At 58.4% G+C, this 15452-nt stretch carries 13 protein-coding genes; 8 read left to right on the top strand and 5 right to left on the bottom strand.

What is annotated here, in order from left to right:
* Positions 1–220: 220 nt before the first annotated feature.
* Both QE270_RS07590 and yghU read right to left on the bottom strand, forming a co-directional pair.
* Positions 221–766 (bottom strand): hypothetical protein, encoded by a 546-nt coding sequence (locus QE270_RS07590; RefSeq protein ID WP_300037531.1) that lies wholly within the window; start codon positions 764–766, stop codon positions 221–223.
* Between the two features lie 601 nt (positions 767–1367).
* A complete protein-coding gene (gene yghU / locus QE270_RS07595; protein ID WP_300037534.1) occupies positions 1368–2246 on the bottom strand; it encodes a glutathione-dependent disulfide-bond oxidoreductase in 879 nt (292 codons plus the stop codon).
* A gap of 198 nt (positions 2247–2444) precedes the next feature.
* Between yghU and QE270_RS07600 the strand changes: the two genes are divergently transcribed.
* A complete protein-coding gene (locus QE270_RS07600; RefSeq protein WP_300037536.1) occupies positions 2445–3125 on the top strand; it encodes a crotonase/enoyl-CoA hydratase family protein in 681 nt (226 codons plus the stop codon).
* Positions 3126–3134: 9 nt separating this feature from the next.
* On the opposite strand, the gene QE270_RS07605 is transcribed toward QE270_RS07600, so the two are convergent.
* Positions 3135–4943 carry an aminopeptidase P family protein gene (locus tag QE270_RS07605; protein ID WP_300037539.1) on the bottom strand — a complete coding sequence of 603 codons (1809 nt, stop codon included), beginning with the start codon at positions 4941–4943 and terminating at the stop codon, positions 3135–3137.
* 126 nt (positions 4944–5069) lie between these two features.
* Between QE270_RS07605 and QE270_RS07610 the strand changes: the two genes are divergently transcribed.
* Together QE270_RS07610 and QE270_RS07615 are read left to right on the top strand one after the other, a co-directional pair.
* The gene (locus tag QE270_RS07610; protein ID WP_300037542.1) at positions 5070–7154 is read left to right on the top strand and encodes a S9 family peptidase; all 2085 of its coding nucleotides are present in this window, start codon (positions 5070–5072) and stop codon (positions 7152–7154) included.
* Entirely contained in the window at positions 7151–7543 is a 393-nt protein-coding gene (locus tag QE270_RS07615) for an acyl-CoA thioesterase (RefSeq protein ID WP_300037545.1), read from the top strand. The genes QE270_RS07610 and QE270_RS07615 overlap by 4 nt, the downstream gene beginning before the upstream one ends.
* Positions 7544–7559: 16 nt before the next feature.
* On the opposite strand, the gene QE270_RS07620 is transcribed toward QE270_RS07615, so the two are convergent.
* Entirely contained in the window at positions 7560–7724 is a 165-nt protein-coding gene (locus QE270_RS07620) for a DUF1674 domain-containing protein (RefSeq protein ID WP_300037548.1), read from the bottom strand.
* Between the two features lie 138 nt (positions 7725–7862).
* On the opposite strand from QE270_RS07620, the gene QE270_RS07625 reads away from it, so the two are divergent.
* The 5 genes from QE270_RS07625 to purH all read left to right on the top strand — a co-directional run bounded on the left by QE270_RS07625 (position 7863) and on the right by purH (position 13718).
* The gene (locus tag QE270_RS07625) at positions 7863–9131 is read left to right on the top strand and encodes a transcription antitermination factor NusB (RefSeq protein ID WP_300037551.1); all 1269 of its coding nucleotides are present in this window, start codon (positions 7863–7865) and stop codon (positions 9129–9131) included.
* A gap of 6 nt (positions 9132–9137) precedes the next feature.
* Entirely contained in the window at positions 9138–9665 is a 528-nt protein-coding gene (locus tag QE270_RS07630) for a GNAT family N-acetyltransferase (protein ID WP_300037554.1), read from the top strand.
* A gap of 63 nt (positions 9666–9728) precedes the next feature.
* Entirely contained in the window at positions 9729–10391 is a 663-nt protein-coding gene (gene rpe, locus QE270_RS07635; RefSeq protein WP_300037557.1) for a ribulose-phosphate 3-epimerase, read from the top strand.
* A complete protein-coding gene (locus QE270_RS07640) occupies positions 10388–12124 on the top strand; it encodes a heparinase II/III family protein (RefSeq protein ID WP_300037560.1) in 1737 nt (578 codons plus the stop codon). The genes rpe and QE270_RS07640 overlap by 4 nt, the downstream gene beginning before the upstream one ends.
* Positions 12125–12128: 4 nt before the next feature.
* Positions 12129–13718: a bifunctional phosphoribosylaminoimidazolecarboxamide formyltransferase/IMP cyclohydrolase gene (gene purH / locus QE270_RS07645; protein ID WP_300037563.1), complete on the top strand. Its 1590-nt coding sequence runs from the start codon at positions 12129–12131 to the stop codon at positions 13716–13718.
* 62 nt (positions 13719–13780) lie between these two features.
* On the opposite strand, the gene QE270_RS07650 is transcribed toward purH, so the two are convergent.
* The gene (locus QE270_RS07650) at positions 13781–15334 is read right to left on the bottom strand and encodes a DEAD/DEAH box helicase (protein WP_300037566.1); all 1554 of its coding nucleotides are present in this window, start codon (positions 15332–15334) and stop codon (positions 13781–13783) included.
* Between the last annotated feature and the right edge of the window lie 118 nt (positions 15335–15452).

Consider the following 15452-nt stretch of genomic DNA (forward strand, 5'->3'; position numbering starts at 1 on the left):
CAAGTCTCTCGCATAACCGCCTTCGCCCGCCGCAACTCAGCCAGCGCCTCAGCCGTGTGGAGGCCCGACTTCAAGGCATTCTGATTGCCACGCGGCGCGCCTGAGCCCAAAGCGCCGCCATGCATGCGGCAACGCGTCCGCGCCCCGCAGCGCGGGCTCAAGTGCATCGGCCCTGTATTTCGGGGGTGGCGCCCCGCCGCGGCAGGCCTCCCTTCGACGCTCACAGGAGATCTGCGCCCGAGGCGTCGGCATCCGACGCGTCGGGTGCGTCAGGCGGCGCCAAGGCCGGCCTCACGGCCGCAGATGGCCAATCATCGCCACCACCCACCAGCATTGACGGAATGCCGTCAGCGTGGAGGTGCACGTGGCCGTGGATCTCTTTCGGTGGGGGACTGGCGTCACGCCGCATTGCCTGCAGCGTGCCGTGCAGGGTGGCGTGCAGCTTGGAGACCTTGACAAAGTCTCCAGTGCAGAGCGCCGCGACTTGCGGCGCGTGCCTGCCCGACATTGCCTCGCCCGCAGAGCGCAGCGCCATGAAGTGCGTCGCAATCGCCTGAAACACCAGCTGCCTCTCGCCCTCGCTCTGCGGCGCATACTCCGCCGCCACGCGAACGACATCCGCCCGCTCCACTTCGTCGGCGACGCCGACAATTCCGCAAGCCCTAAAGAGGGCCTTCAGGCGCGAGACCTGCACGCGCGGATCGTCGGAGAGGGCGCCGCGCCGGAAGTCTTCCGGCGACACGTCGCCGCAATTGACGTCCAGCATCCGACACGTCGAGGTGTGGCCGTCAATTAAGTCCCACCCACCCACCCTCTCGTCCGCACGCCTGCGGGCTACGTCGCGCTCGCTGAGGTAGCGCGGAGTGCGATCGCGCAACGCGCTGCCAACCTCCCCAGGGGGGCCCCCTCGGCTCGCGCCGCCGCCGCGCTGCTCGCGCCGCTCATTATTTGTTGTCGTGACGCCGCCAATAGTTGCGGCTGTGCCTTCGCCATAATCCATATCGATACCTCCAAGGAGAGAGAGTTTTGCTGAAAGTGGAGAGCGTTCGATCAATCGCGCACGCTTGCGCCGCAGAGTGCGCTCGACGTAAAGACAGCGCGCTGATTTAGCGTGAGCCGTCGATACCAAAAAAGGGCGCCCCCCGCAATGGGTGAGAAGTGCAATAAATGCACGCACGAGGGCTGGCGCCCTGCGTCTACTGTGCTTGGGGTTGTATTTCAGATTTGTTCGCCGGCTAAACTTGACGCTACCAATGTGGAGGTCAAACTGCCGATAACGCGTGACACGATGTATCCCCAAGGGCGGGCGCAAGAACTTATGTCGAGGGGGCGTAAAGTTCCGCCGCAATTTGCGGCACTGCGCGCGTTCAAGTGCCCGGGATAATCTTGTCTTGTGTCTTGGTGTCGAAGTCCCCCGCGTCGTGCCGCTCATGCAACTGGCTTGCCGGGTCACCCATCACGCGGTTGACCATGCGGCCCCTCTTGACCGCCGGACGCTCGGCGATCAGGTCCGTCCAGCGAATGACATTCTTGTATTCATGCACCGCCAAAAATGCGCCCGCATCGTAAATTAGGCCCTTCACCAGCGCGCCATACCACGGCCAAATTGCCATATCGGCAATAGTGTAGGCGTCGCCCGCCATATATGTGCGCTCGCCCAAATTCCGGTCGAGCACATCCAATTGCCGCTTCACTTCCATTGCGAAGCGGTCAATCGCATATTCAAACTTAAAGGGCGCGTAGGCATAAAAATGGCCAAAGCCGCCGCCCAGATACGGCGCGCTGCCCATTTGCCACATCAGCCAATTGATGGTCTCGGTCCGGGCACGATGCTCGGTCGGCAGAAACGCGCCGAACTTTTCCGCAAGATACAGTAAGATCGACCCGGATTCGAACACGCGCGTGGGCTCCGGCGTGGAGTGGTCAAACAATGCAGGGATTTTGGAATTGGGGTTGGCATCGACAAAGCCACTTGAAAACTGGTTGCCGTCGCGGATGTTGACCAGCCACGCATCATATTCCGCGCCGCTGTGGCCAAGTGCCAGCAGCTCCTCAAGCATTACCGTGACCTTTACCCCGTTTGGCGTTGCGAGCGAGTAAAGCTGCATCGGGTGTCTGCCGACAGGACGTTCCTTGTCATGCGTGGCGCCTGCGACTGGGCGGTTGATCTTTGCGAACTGGCCGCCATTTTCGGTAGTCCACTCCCAGACATCGGCGGGGGTATATTCGGAAAAAGTCTGGGTCATGCGATGCTCCTCGGAAAATGGTTCAGGTGCAACATAGTCATTGGATGCGCCTGCGCCACTGGAAAAACGTTCATCCAAGGCAAGACTTGCACGGCCATTTCGGCCCCGCCTGATGACATCGGATGCAATATATAGAGGTTGACGTTTACGTAAACTTTCGGCCTTAGTCGTGCGACTGAAACGCACGGGAGATCCAATATGTCCGCCACTGTCGAAATTACCAACGACATCGCCCTGATCCGCATGGACGACGGCAAAGCCAATGCCATCAACTTCGACATGCTGGCGGCGCTAAACAGCGCGCTTGATACCGCTGAAGCCAACGCCAAAGCCATTGTCCTGACGGGGCGTGATGGTCGTTTCTCGGGTGGGTTTGACCTGAACGCCTTTGCCAGCCTCGGCGCCGACGGCGTGTATAAGCTGCTGGATGCCGGCGCCGCCTTATTGCTGCGCCTATATGGCGGGCCGTTGCCTGTTGTCGCCGGCTGCAATGGGCATGCAATTGCGATGGGGGCTTTCATCCTTCACGCGTGCGACACGCGTATTGGCACCGCAGGCGACTATAAAATTGGCGCGAACGAGGCGATCACGGGTATGAACCTGCCTATTTTCGCGATGGAGCTTGCACGCGATCGCCTGAACCCGTCGCACCTGACGCGCGCGATGATCCAGGGCTTTATATATAATCCCGAAGGCGCAGTCGAGGCGGGTTATCTCGACATGCTTGCAGAGGCAGGCACGGTCGAAGCAAAAGCCATCGCCGTTGCGGGCCAGCTCGCGCAACTTCCCGCTCCGGCGTACGCATGGAACAAGGCCGCCATCCGCAAACCCTCCCTCGACCGCATCCGTGCGAGCCTAGGCGCGCATCATAGGCTTTGAACAAACGGCTTAGGCCGCCGCCATAGGCGCACAGGCCTCCTGCGTCCATTTTAGTGCTGCGCCATCCAGTTGTGGGCCAACCACATCTAAGACCTTTGCGTGGTAATCGTTCCACCAGCGCAATTCATCGCTATTGAGCAGGCTGACGTCCACTAATGTCTTGTCGATAGGTGCGAAGGTCAGGGTTTCGAAACCGAGATAGCGCCCCTCTGCGCCTGCGATTGCGCGGTCCTCGACCAGCACTAGATTTTCAATGCGGATGCCATATTCGCCTTGCTTGTAATAGCCCGGCTCGTTCGACAGGATCATCCCCGCCTGCAACGGCTCGTCGCTGCCCGCTTGCCCGCCAGCGAATTTGGCGATGCGCTGCGGCCCTTCGTGAACGGCAAGGAAGCTACCGACGCCGTGGCCAGTGCCATGTGCGTAATCAAGGCCGGCCTGCCAAAGTGATGCGCGCGCCATGGTATCCAATTGCGCGCCTCTTGTACCTTCTGGGAAGACTGCGCAGGCCAAGGCAATATGGCCCTTGAGAACGCGGGTGAAGCGGTCTTGCATCTCTGCGGTTGGCGCCCCGGGGCCTACCCACATGGTTCGGGTAACGTCAGTGGTACCGTCGAGATATTGTCCGCCGCTGTCGACCAAATAGATGCTGTTGGGTTCAATCGCTCGATTGGTGCTTTCATCAACCTTGTAATGGCAGTGCGCGCCATTGGGGCCCGTGGCTGAGATCGTGTCGAACGACAGGTCCTTGAGCATGCCTGTATCCTCACGGAACGCCCTGAGGCGTGCAGCAGCGGATAGCTCATGCAGTTCCCCCTGATGGGCAGTTTCGTGCATCCAGTGCAGGAAGCGGCTCAAGGAGGCGCCATCGCGGGCTTGAGCAGCGCGGTGGCCAGATTGCTCAATGGAGTTTTTGACCGCCTTAGGCAATATTGTCGGGTCGCGTGCTTCGATGATATGCGCGCCGCCGGCTTGCAGCGCGCCGAAAATCGCGGCCACGGCACGGTCGGGGTCAACCGCGATGCGCTTGTCCTTCATCGATCGCAATTCCGGCACGAATTCCGATGGATCGCGCAGGCGCACGGCATTGCCAAGATGCGCGCGGACGACGTCGTCAACCTTTTCGGGTGCGACAAACAGGTCCGCCGTGCCATTGGCATGGGCAAGCACAAAGCTTAGCGCAACGGGCGTGTTTGACACGTCGGAGCCGCGGACATTCAGCAACCATGCGACCGAATCCAGCGCGGAAATCACCGTGCTGTCGAGCTTATTCGCCGTCAGCCATTCGGCAACAGCGGCGCGTTTTTCGGCGCTGCTTTGCCCGGCATATTGGGTGTCATGTACGATCAGCTTGGCCACGCTTTTCTGAGGCTGTTCAGCCCACACCCTGTCGATTGGATTACTTTTAACCGCAACCAGTTCGGCGCCCTTGGCGGCCAGTGCCTTGGTCGCACTTTCCACCCAGCCTTTGGTGTGGACCCACGCGTCATGCCCGATGCGCGCGCCTGTAGGGGCGTGGCCCTTCAACCAGTCAGTAATGCTCGTTTGCGGAACGCCGACATATTGCCAATGTTTGCCATCGACCTGCTCGCGTACTTGAAGCGTGTAGCGACCATCGGTGAAGATCGCGGCCTCTTCGGAAAGTACGACCGCTGATCCCGCTGACCCGCCAAAGCCCGTGAGCCAACCAAGCCTTTGCGCATAATCGCCAACATATTCCGACATATGCTCGTCGCAGATAGGAACAACGAAGCCGTCCAGTTGTTCTTTCTTCAATTGTGCGCGCAGGGCGGCGAGGCGGGCTTCATAGGTAGACATATCGGACTTCCGTTCATATGGTTATGCCATCCATATACGCGATGAAGTTGTCTCATGAAAGCACTGCTCCCAATGATTTTTGCAATCAGCGCATTAGCCTCGCCCGCAATTGCCCAGAAAGAAGCCATGACCGAAAAATCTACCTCGCAGATCAAGCCCCCAATCGCCGCCAAGCGTCCGCATCAGGCGACATATCACAATGTCACGATTATCGACGATTATCACTGGCTGCGCGATTCAAGTTATCCGACGATCGATGATGTCGAGATTTTGACGCATGTAAAGGCAGAGAACGCCTATTTTGAAGCGCAAATGGCGCCGCAGGCACAGCTGACCGAAACGATTTTTCAGGAAATGAAGGGCCGCGTCAAAGAAGACGACAGTTCGGTCCCGCAAAAGGATGGCGATTATATCTATTGGTCGAAATTCGAAGAAGGCGCGCAATATCGCAAGCATTATCGCAAGCCAGTCGCTGGTGATGCGGATCAGCTCATCCTGGATGAGAACGAACTTGCGAAGGACAAGGCTTATTTCCGCCTGGGCGCTGCCGAAATCAGCCCCGATGGCAAAATACTGGCTTATGCCTATGATGATAATGGCTCTGAGCGGTTCGATTTGCATTTCCGCAATCTCGATACCGGTGCGAAATTGGGTGATGTCATTCCCGGCACTCTGTCCAGTATCGTCTGGTCATCGGACAGCAAGGGGGTGGTCTATGGCCTCGCCAATGAAAACTGGCGTACGGACAATGCCTGGTATCATCGGCTTGGTGATGAACTGACCAAGGCGAAATTGCTTTATCGGGAACAGGATATCGGTTTTGGCGTCGGCGTTGGCCTGACCGCGCAAGAGGATTGGATTGTCATTGGCACGGGCGATAATGTCACCAGCGAAGTGCGTGTGGTACCCGCCAATGATCCGACCGCGACCCCCATCATGGTGTCCCCGCGTAAAACAGGGCGGCAATATAGCGTTGATGTCCGCGACGGGACGCTCTTCATTCTCACCAACGATGACCATGTGAACTTCCGCGTTGCAACCGCCAGTATGAAGGCGCCGAGCGACTGGAAAACGCTGATTGCCGGTTCCGAACGTCATTATCTAACTGGCCTGTCGCTGTTCAAGAATTTCTATGTCACCGAAGGACGCATAGATGGCCTCGACCAAGTTGAGATCCGCGATTATGCCGATGCAAGCAAGGTTCAGGCGATCACATTTCCTGAGGCAAGCTATGACGCCGGCTTGGGCGACAACCCCGAATATGATGTGACGAAGCTGCGGCTTGGTTATGAATCGATGGTCACGCCGGACACGGTGTTTGACTACATCCTTGCCGATGGGCGCCTGGAAACATTGAAGGTGCAGGAAATCCCCAGCGGATATGATCCTGCCCAATATGTCACCGAGCGCGTGATGATCACGGCGCGAGATGGGGCGAAGGTGCCGGTGTCCATCCTCACCAAAAAGGGCTTTAAAAATGACGGCAGTCAGCCCTTACATCTCTATGCTTATGGCGCATATGGCTATGCCACGCCGCCCGGCTTTAGCGCAAACCGGCTGTCCATAGTCGATCGCGGATTTGCCTATGCGATTGCGCATATCCGTGGCGGGGATGACTTGGGCTATCAATGGTATCTCGACGGCAAGCTGATGAAGCGGACCAACACGTTCAACGACTTTGTCGACGCGGCCAAGGGTTTAATTAGCTTGGGCTATACCGGCAAAGGCAAGGTGACTGCGAGCGGCGGCAGCGCGGGTGGCGAATTGATGGGCGCCGTTGTCAATCAGGCACCCGAGCTATTTGGCGCGGTGGTCAGCCATGTTGCCTTTGTCGATGTGCTCAATACAATGCTCGACAAGGATTTGCCGCTGACCCCGGGCGAATGGCCAGAATGGGGTAACCCGATCACGGACAAGGCGGCGTTCGATTATATCCGCAGCTACTCGCCCTATGACAATGTGAAGGCGCAGGCTTATCCGCCGATGCTATGGACCGCAGGCCTCAACGACCCGCGCGTAACCTATTGGGAGCCAGCGAAGATGGTCGCAAAGCTGCGTGACATGAAGACCGATGACAATGTGCTGTTGCTTAAAACTAATATGGGTGCTGGCCATGGTGGCAAGTCGGGGCGTTTTGAACGCTTGCGCGAAAATGCCGAAGAGGCGGCGTTCCTGATCTGGCAAATGGGGTTGGCCAAACCGCAAAAATGACGCCGTTTGAACAATCCTTCACCGCGCAGCCGGACGATATTGACGCGCTTGGACATGTCAACAACGCGGTCTGGGTAAGGTGGATTCAGGATATGGCGACGTCGCATTGGCAGGCCGTTGCCGCGCCTGAACATATTGCGGCCTTTTTCTGGGTCGTGACGCGGCACGAGATTGATTATCGCGGGAACATCGCTGCCGGTGAAAGCGTGACGGGACGGACCTGGATTGAAAGCCAACCAAAGGGCGCGCAGTTCGACCGGCGCGTGGATTTCGTTGACGGCAGGGGCAAGGTGATCGTGCGGGCAAATACGACTTGGGCAATGCTTGATAAGGCAACGGCGCGTCTCGTGCGCGTCCGGCCAGAGGTTTCTGCACCGTTTATCGCATGAGTTTTTGGTCCTGATCCTAGAAATCTATCGCTACGCCCTTTAATTCCCAGTCGCCATAACGCACGGGGTCTGGTCTTTCGGCATCGGGTTCGGGCTCGCGGCCGACCTCTTTCGGCTCGGGCACCGGAAGACTTTTGGAGAGATATTCCGGCGCTTTAACATTTGGTGGACGCGTGCCCATAGTTCGAATTTCCTTGATCGAAATGTCTTGAATGGAATATCGGCTTTCGCCTCGGCATTTGCAAGATGTGGCATCGCAATTTGGGCCGTGCAGAAGCGCTCTTCACTTGTTTCGCATACACGCCTAGTGCGCTTGGTTATGATTGAAGAAATTTCTGGCTTGCCCACCCGCCGCGCTGCCCTGCGCCTGCTTGATACCGTGATGCGTATGGGCACCCCGATGGACCAAGCCACCGCCAATGCCACCAAGGGCCTCTTGCCGCCTGATCGTGCGCTGGCGATCGCGATTGCGCAGGAAACTTTGCGCTGGGCGGTTGATCTCGACATTTTGATCGACAGCAAGACCAAGCAAGCGCTGCCCGATGATTCCAAAGCACGGATGGTACTTCGCCTTGCGCTGGCCCAGATTTTGCGCCTTGGCACGCCCGCCCATGCGGCCATTGCCACGGCGCTGCCTTTGGTCGATGGCGGGCCAAGGCGGCTGGTGCACGGCGTTCTGGGGTCGCTTCTGCGCGCCGAAGTTGCGTTACCCGAACTCCCGTCACTGCCCGAGGCGGTGATGATGCGCTGGCACCCCGCATGGGGCGACGACATGGTCGCTGGCGCGCAAAAGGCCTTGTCCGAACCACCGCCATTGGACCTTGCCTTGCGGGAACCAGCTGCAACGGATGCTTGGGCAGAGAGATTAAGTGGGGTGAGTCTGATGCCCGGCCATGTCCGGCTGCCGCGCGGAACCGCGGTGGAGGAGCTTGACGGCTATGATGAAGGTGCATGGTGGGTTCAGGATCTCGCGGCCAGTCTGCCTGCGCGGCTTTTGGGCGATGGCACCGGCAGACGCGCGCTTGATTTATGCGCGGCGCCTGGTGGTAAGACCATGCAGCTTTCAGTCGCTGGCTTTGCCGTCACGGCATTGGACAACAGTGCACGACGGATGGATCGGCTTATGTCGAATTTGGAACGCACACAGTTAAATGCGGAGCGCGTGAACGCCGATGTGATGGACTGGAAACCGGCGCATTTGTTTGACGCGATCCTTTTAGATGCGCCGTGCAGCGCCACGGGCACGATGCGCCGGCACCCCGATGTGTTGCAGCGTATCGACCTGAAAGCGATCAACAATCTCGCCGCGATCCAAAGTGCGATGTTGGACCGCGCGGCCGGATGGGTGAAACCCGGCGGCACTTTGGTTTTTGCCACTTGCTCGCTGGAACCGCATGAGGGTGAGGCACAGGTCGAGGCGTTTCTTGCGCGACATTCGGAATATAAAACGCAACCCGTGACCGCCGACGAATTGCCCGTCGGCGTGGTCGCAAACGCAGATGGACATGTCCGCACCATCCCACCAATGCTGGCTGAACAGGGCGGTCTAGATGGCTTCTTTGTGGCGCGTTTCACGCACACCGGATAAGGACCCATGACCGCGCCAACGCTCACCACACAGCGGCTTTCCATTGAACCCATGTCGCTTTTGCATTGGGAAGACTACGCAGCCGCATGGGCTGACCCGCGCATGACTGCGTTTATCGGCGGCGAACCGCGCAGCCGCAATCTCAGTTGGAGCAAAATGCTTCAGGGCATCGGTCTATGGTCGCTATTTGGCTATGGCTATTGGTCGTTCGTGGAACGGGAAAGCGGGCGCTTTGTCGGCAATGGCGGGCTCGCGCAATTTGAACGCGGCATTGCCGAACTGGAAGACGTTCCTGAGGCAGGCTGGGCCTTCACGCCCGATGCTTGGGGCAAGGGCTACGCCACAGAGGCGATGACGGCGATCTTGGATTGGGCCGATGCACAGGCGCTGGGTGAAATTCGTTGCATTATCGATACGGGCAATACCGCCTCCCACAATGTCGCGGCCAAGCTTGGCTTCACCAAATTTGCGGAGTCGCATGACGTTATCGGCGACCTGTTCATTTATCGCCGTACGCCGCACATTAGCCAGTGATAAGCTGTGTATAACGCGCCGCGCTGCCTTGCTCGCACGGGGCCCAGCGTCTAAGCGATTTATATGACCAGCGCCGTCCGCATTGCGCCATCGATTTTGTCAGCTGACTTTGCACGGCTGGGAGAGGAAGTGCGCGCGATTGACGCGGCTGGTTGTGACTGGATCCATGTGGATGTCATGGATGGGCATTTTGTCCCAAATATCACCATTGGCCCCGCCGTCGTAAAAGCGCTGCGTCCGCATAGCACCAAGCCGTTCGACGTACATTTGATGATATCGCCGGTTGACCAATTTGTTCAGGATTTTGCCGATGCAGGGGCCGATATCATATCGTTCCACCCAGAGGCGGGACCGCATCCGCATCGCACGGTGCAGTTGATCAAGTCACTTGGCAAAATGGCGGGCATCGTGCTTAATCCACATACGCCAGCAAAGATGCTGGATTATCTGATCGATGACGTTGATCTCATTCTGGTCATGAGCGTGAACCCCGGTTTTGGCGGGCAGAGCTTTATTTCCAGTCAGCTGCGCAAGATAGAAGCCATCCGCAAAATGATTGATAAGACTGGCCGCGACATCCGGCTTGAGGTCGATGGCGGTATTACCACCGACACTGCTCCACTTGCTATTTCGGCGGGCGCGGACACGTTGGTGGCGGGAACTGCAACCTTTAAGGGCGGTGCGGACCATTATGCGGCCAATATCCGGGCGCTGAGGGGTGAATGACCGGCGCGTTTGAGGACGGAACGGATCAACGGCAGACGGCCTTAATCGTCAGGCCCACAGGCGCGGGCCAAAATATTCTCGAACGCCTTTCTCTCCAATTCTACAAACTGACATGGCGTACGCCGCTGCACAGCGGGCGGTTAAGAGGCAAGGTGCCGCAGCGCTTGCTCGCAGTGCCGCAGGACCCGTTGGAGGGAAATCCTGCCCGCGGTCAGTCTTTGCGCATTGGCAAGTTCCACTATCAGGGCTTTGAGCAAGCATTTTGTGATCTGGATTATGACAAGCTCGATCTGCAGCCATCGCTGACCGATTATATTCACCGCTTTGATTGGTTGCGAGATCTGGCGGCTGTGACGAACCGGGGTGAAGGTGCGCCAGTTGCGGCACAGATTGCGGATGCTTGGTTGCTGGCCAATGGCATGAAGACGCGCGAGCCCGCATGGCGGGTCGACAATTGTGCTTGGCGGCTTTTGAACATGGCGGCGGGATCGCCCTATTTGCTCAGTAGTAATGAACCCATTTATCGCGCACGCGTGATCAACCATTTCGCGCGTGTTGCGCGCCATTTGGACCAATCGGCCCCAAGGGCGCAAAGCCACTTTGCCAAAACAGTCGGCTGGGCAGGGGTTGTGGCTGCATCGCTGCTTTTGCCCGAAGGCAAAATCCGCCGCGCGGTCGGTGAGGACGGGCTAGCAGACTCCTTGCGGGCAACAATATTCCCCGATGGCGGTGTCGTGTCGCGTTCGCCCATCCAGTTGATGGAGCTCATCGGCTTGTTGAGCCTGTTGAAGAAATGCTATGTCGCGCAAGGCGAGTTGGCACCAGATTTTCTTTTAGACGCATTGGGACGCGCGGTGCCCGCCTTGCTTGGCCTGACGCATGCCGACGGCGGTCTTGGCGCTTGGCAGGGGTCTGCACATATCGCGGCGGACCGCATCGACGCGCTTGTTGCCGCCAGCGAAGTCCGCGCGCGGCCGCATAGGCAAGCGCTTGATTGGGGATATCAGCGCGTGTTGGCGGGCAAATCTGTGCTGCTGCTGGACGCAGGGCCACCACCGCTCGCGCGCCAGTCTGCGTCGGGTTGTGCCTCGACCCTGGCGTTCGAGCTTTCGCATGGTGCGCAGCGGATCATTGTGAATTGCGGGGGCGCGGCTCTCGTCGGGGCGATGATACCCGCGGCGTTGGCCCGGGGGCTTCGGACGACTGCGGCACATTCCACCTTATGCCTGAATGATACCAATTCGACCGCGATCTTGGCGGGCGGGCATCTTGGCAAAGGCGTTGCAGAGGTCGAGCTTGAGCGCCGCGACATTGAACAGGCGACACGTATTCAGGCAAGCCATGACGGCTACGCCAAAAGCTTTGGATATAATCATTCGCGTCTGCTCACTCTGCGCTCTGATGGCATGGAACTGCGCGGTGAAGATACGCTGCTGCCGCAGGCGAAGCCTAAGCCTAAGCCTAAGCCTAAGGACAATGTCGCTGTAGCTGTTCGTTTTCACCTTGGACCTGATATTGAAATTGTGCCGTCGGATAAACCACAGACCGCTCTGCTGCGCATGGCCGATGGCAGTAACTGGGCATTTCTTACCTCGGGCGGCATATTGACCGTCGATGATAGCCTGTGGGTAGATCAAAACGGCCGCCCCCACCCCACCCGGCAACTTGTGATTGCTGCCGACACAGGTAAAGGCGGCCTCCATATAAGCTGGCAACTGCGTCATTTAGGATAGATATATGCAAGACGTCGTCATTAAACGGGCCCTACTGTCGGTGTCCGACAAGGCTGGGTTGGTTGAGCTTGGCCATGCATTGGCTGCGCGTCATGTGGAATTGGTATCCACAGGTGGCACCGCCAAAACGCTGCGTGCGGCGGGTTTGACGGTCAAGGACATTAGCGAGCTAACAGGCTTTCCCGAAATGATGAACGGACGCGTTAAGACATTGCACCCGATGGTGCATGGCGGCCTGCTGGCGGTGCGCGACAATCCCGAACATGCCGCCGCGATGGCCGAACATCATATCGGCGCAATCGACTTGGTCGTGGTCAATCTCTATCCTTTCGCGCAGACAGTGGCGAAAGGCGCAACGCGCGATGAAATCATCGAGAATATCGACATTGGCGGGCCGTCAATGGTGCGCAGCGCTGCGAAAAACCACGCCTTTGTGACGATCCTGACCGATCCGGCAGATTATGACGACCTGATTGCCGAGCTTGAGGAAAGCGACGGCAAGACAAGCTATGCCTTCCGCCGCACATGCGCAGCGAAGGCATATTCTGCAACGGCAGCCTATGACAGTATGATTAGCCAGTGGTTTGCCTTTGCAGACCAACAACAGGTGTTCCCCGACATGCTCGCCGTCAATGGCAATTGCGTGACGGAGTTGCGCTATGGCGAAAACCCCCATCAACGTGCGGCGCTGTATGTGCCGGTCGGGCCGCATATCGCCGGCATCGCGCAAGCCGAGCAAGTTCAGGGCAAAGAGCTATCGTATAATAATTACAACGACGCGGATGCCGCGCTTGAGCTGGTCGCCGAGTTTCGCGATGGCCCGCCGACGGTCGTTATCGTCAAGCATGCCAACCCTTGCGGTGTGGCAACGGGTGCGACATTGATCGACGCCTATCGCGTGGCACTGGAATGCGACAGCGTCTCGGCCTTTGGCGGTATCGTTGCTGTCAATCGCCCGCTGGATGCGGCGACGGCAGAAGCGATTACCGAGATATTTACCGAGGTCGTAGCTGCCCCGTCCGCTGATGATGCGGCAAAGGCCGTTTTTGCCAAGAAGAAGAATTTGCGGTTGCTGCTGACAGGGGAGTTGCCCGATCCGAAGCGCAGTGGTTTATCGATCAAGCCGATTACCGGCGGGTTGATCGTGCAGTCACGGGACAATGGCCATGTTGCCGATGCTGCATTCACTGTTGTGACCAAGCGCGCCCCAAGCGCACAGGAACTGGCGGATTGTCGCTTTGCCTGGACGATCGCCAAGCATGTGAAATCGAACGCCATTGTATATGCCAAGGATGGTGCCACCGCGGGCATTGGTGCTGGCCAAATGAACCGGCGTGACAGCGCGCGGATCGCCGCGATTAAGGCAAAAGAGGCTGCAGAAACCTATGGTTGGGCAGAGCCGCGCACCGTGGGGTCGGCCGTAGCTTCAGACGCTTTCTTCCCGTTCGCCGACGGACTGCTTGCAGCCGCCGAGGCGGGAGCAACGGCGGTCATTCAGCCCGGCGGTTCCATGCGTGATGACGAAGTAATCGCCGCCGCCGATGAAGCTGGCCTCGCCATGGTCTTCACCGGCATGCGGCATTTTAGGCATTAATGTGCCAAAGGCCGTCATGTCGAACTTGGTTCAGCATGACGGCCTTTAACTAATTGCGAGTTTTACCCAGCGCGCTTGACCGTGCCCTTATAGTTGCCATTACCAGCCTTTTTGGGGCCGTAATTGCGGGCAGGTGCGCCAGGATCGCGGCGGTTTTCGCTGCGTGCAGCAAAGGCGCGGTCGGCGGTTGGACGACGATCTCCATCTGGCGCATTGTCGCTGCGTGGACGTGCATCGCGGCCACCTTCACGGCTATCTTCGCGGCTGCCGTCGCGCGGACCAATCGCTGGTTGCCAGCCGCCTTGCGGGGCGTGCGTGCGATTACGGCTTTCACCATTTAAGCCAGTGCCGCCATTATTGCCGCCAAGCTTTTTGCCGGCATAATTGGTGCGTCCGCCGCCTGGCTGACCACCACCGCGACCGCCGCGTGCCTGTTGTGGTTTCTTATCCGCAACGGGGGGTGGCAACGCTGCAACTGCTGCACGGAAGCCTTCTGGAAGGCCAAGCGTCATGGCGCGCACGCCCGTCAAACGCTCAATGTCTTTCATATAGCCACGCTCATCGCCCGCAACGAAGCTCATGGCAATGCCTTCGCGACCTGCGCGGGCCGTGCGGCCAATCCGGTGCACATATTGTTCAGGCACATTGGGCAATTCAAAATTGAACACATGGCTGACACCAGGAACGTCAATGCCGCGCGCCGCAATATCCGTTGCGACAAGGATCTTGATCTTGCCATCGCGGAACGCTTGCAGCGCAGCGGTGCGCTGGCCTTGCGATTTGTTGCCGTGGATGGCTGCTGATTGAATACCTGCGCCGGCAAGCCCGCGCACGACGCGGTCGGCGCCATGCTTAGTACGGGTGAAGACAAGCGCCCGGTCAACCTCCTCGCTTTGTAATTTAAGCGTCAGCAGGGTTTGCTTTTCGCGCTGCTCAACAAAGGTCACAAACTGTTCAACGCGCTCCGCTGTGGTTGCCGCGGGGGCGACCGAAACACGCACAGGATTGTTGAGGAAGCGATTGCCCAGTTCAGAAATCGCCTTTGGCATGGTCGCTGAAAAGAACAATGTCTGACGCTGCTTTGGCAACAACTGGTCGATACGCTTTAGCGCGTGGATGAAACCAAGGTCCATCATCTGGTCGGCTTCATCAAGGACGAAGATTTCAACATCCTTGAGCGTCACGGCGCGCTGTTCAATAAGGTCGATCAAGCGGCCAGGTGTAGCGACAAGAATATCGACGCCGGTGGCAAGACGCTTTTTCTGGCTGAAAATCGGCATGCCGCCAAAAACGCAATCGACTTTCAGGCCAAGGAATTTGCCATAAGTGCGAAAACTGTCGGCGATCTGCGCCGCAAGTTCACGTGTGGGCGACAAGACAAGCATCCGGCAGCTATATTGCTGACGCGCCTTTGGCTTGGTGGCGAAATGATGGAGGGACGGCAGCGCAAACGCAGCGGTTTTGCCCGTTCCGGTTTGGGCGATACCGCATAGATCGCGGCCCTCGAGCAAGGAGGGAATAGCCTGTTGCTGAATTGGGGTCGGCGTATCATAGCCCGCCGCCTCAAGCGCCTTCAGGATAGGTTGGGCAAGGCCCAGGTCTTGGAAAAAAGACATTTTTATACTTTCAAAATAGTCGTCGCAGCCCATGACGCGCGTCCTTTCATCAGGACCGCATAGGCGCAACAGCAGGTGTTCGGGAGCAGCGTATGCCGACCCGTTGGAAACAACCCTG

Origin of the sequence: Sphingorhabdus sp. (assembly GCF_029865925.1) — a bacterium.
GTDB lineage: Bacteria > Pseudomonadota > Alphaproteobacteria > Sphingomonadales > Sphingomonadaceae > Sphingorhabdus_B.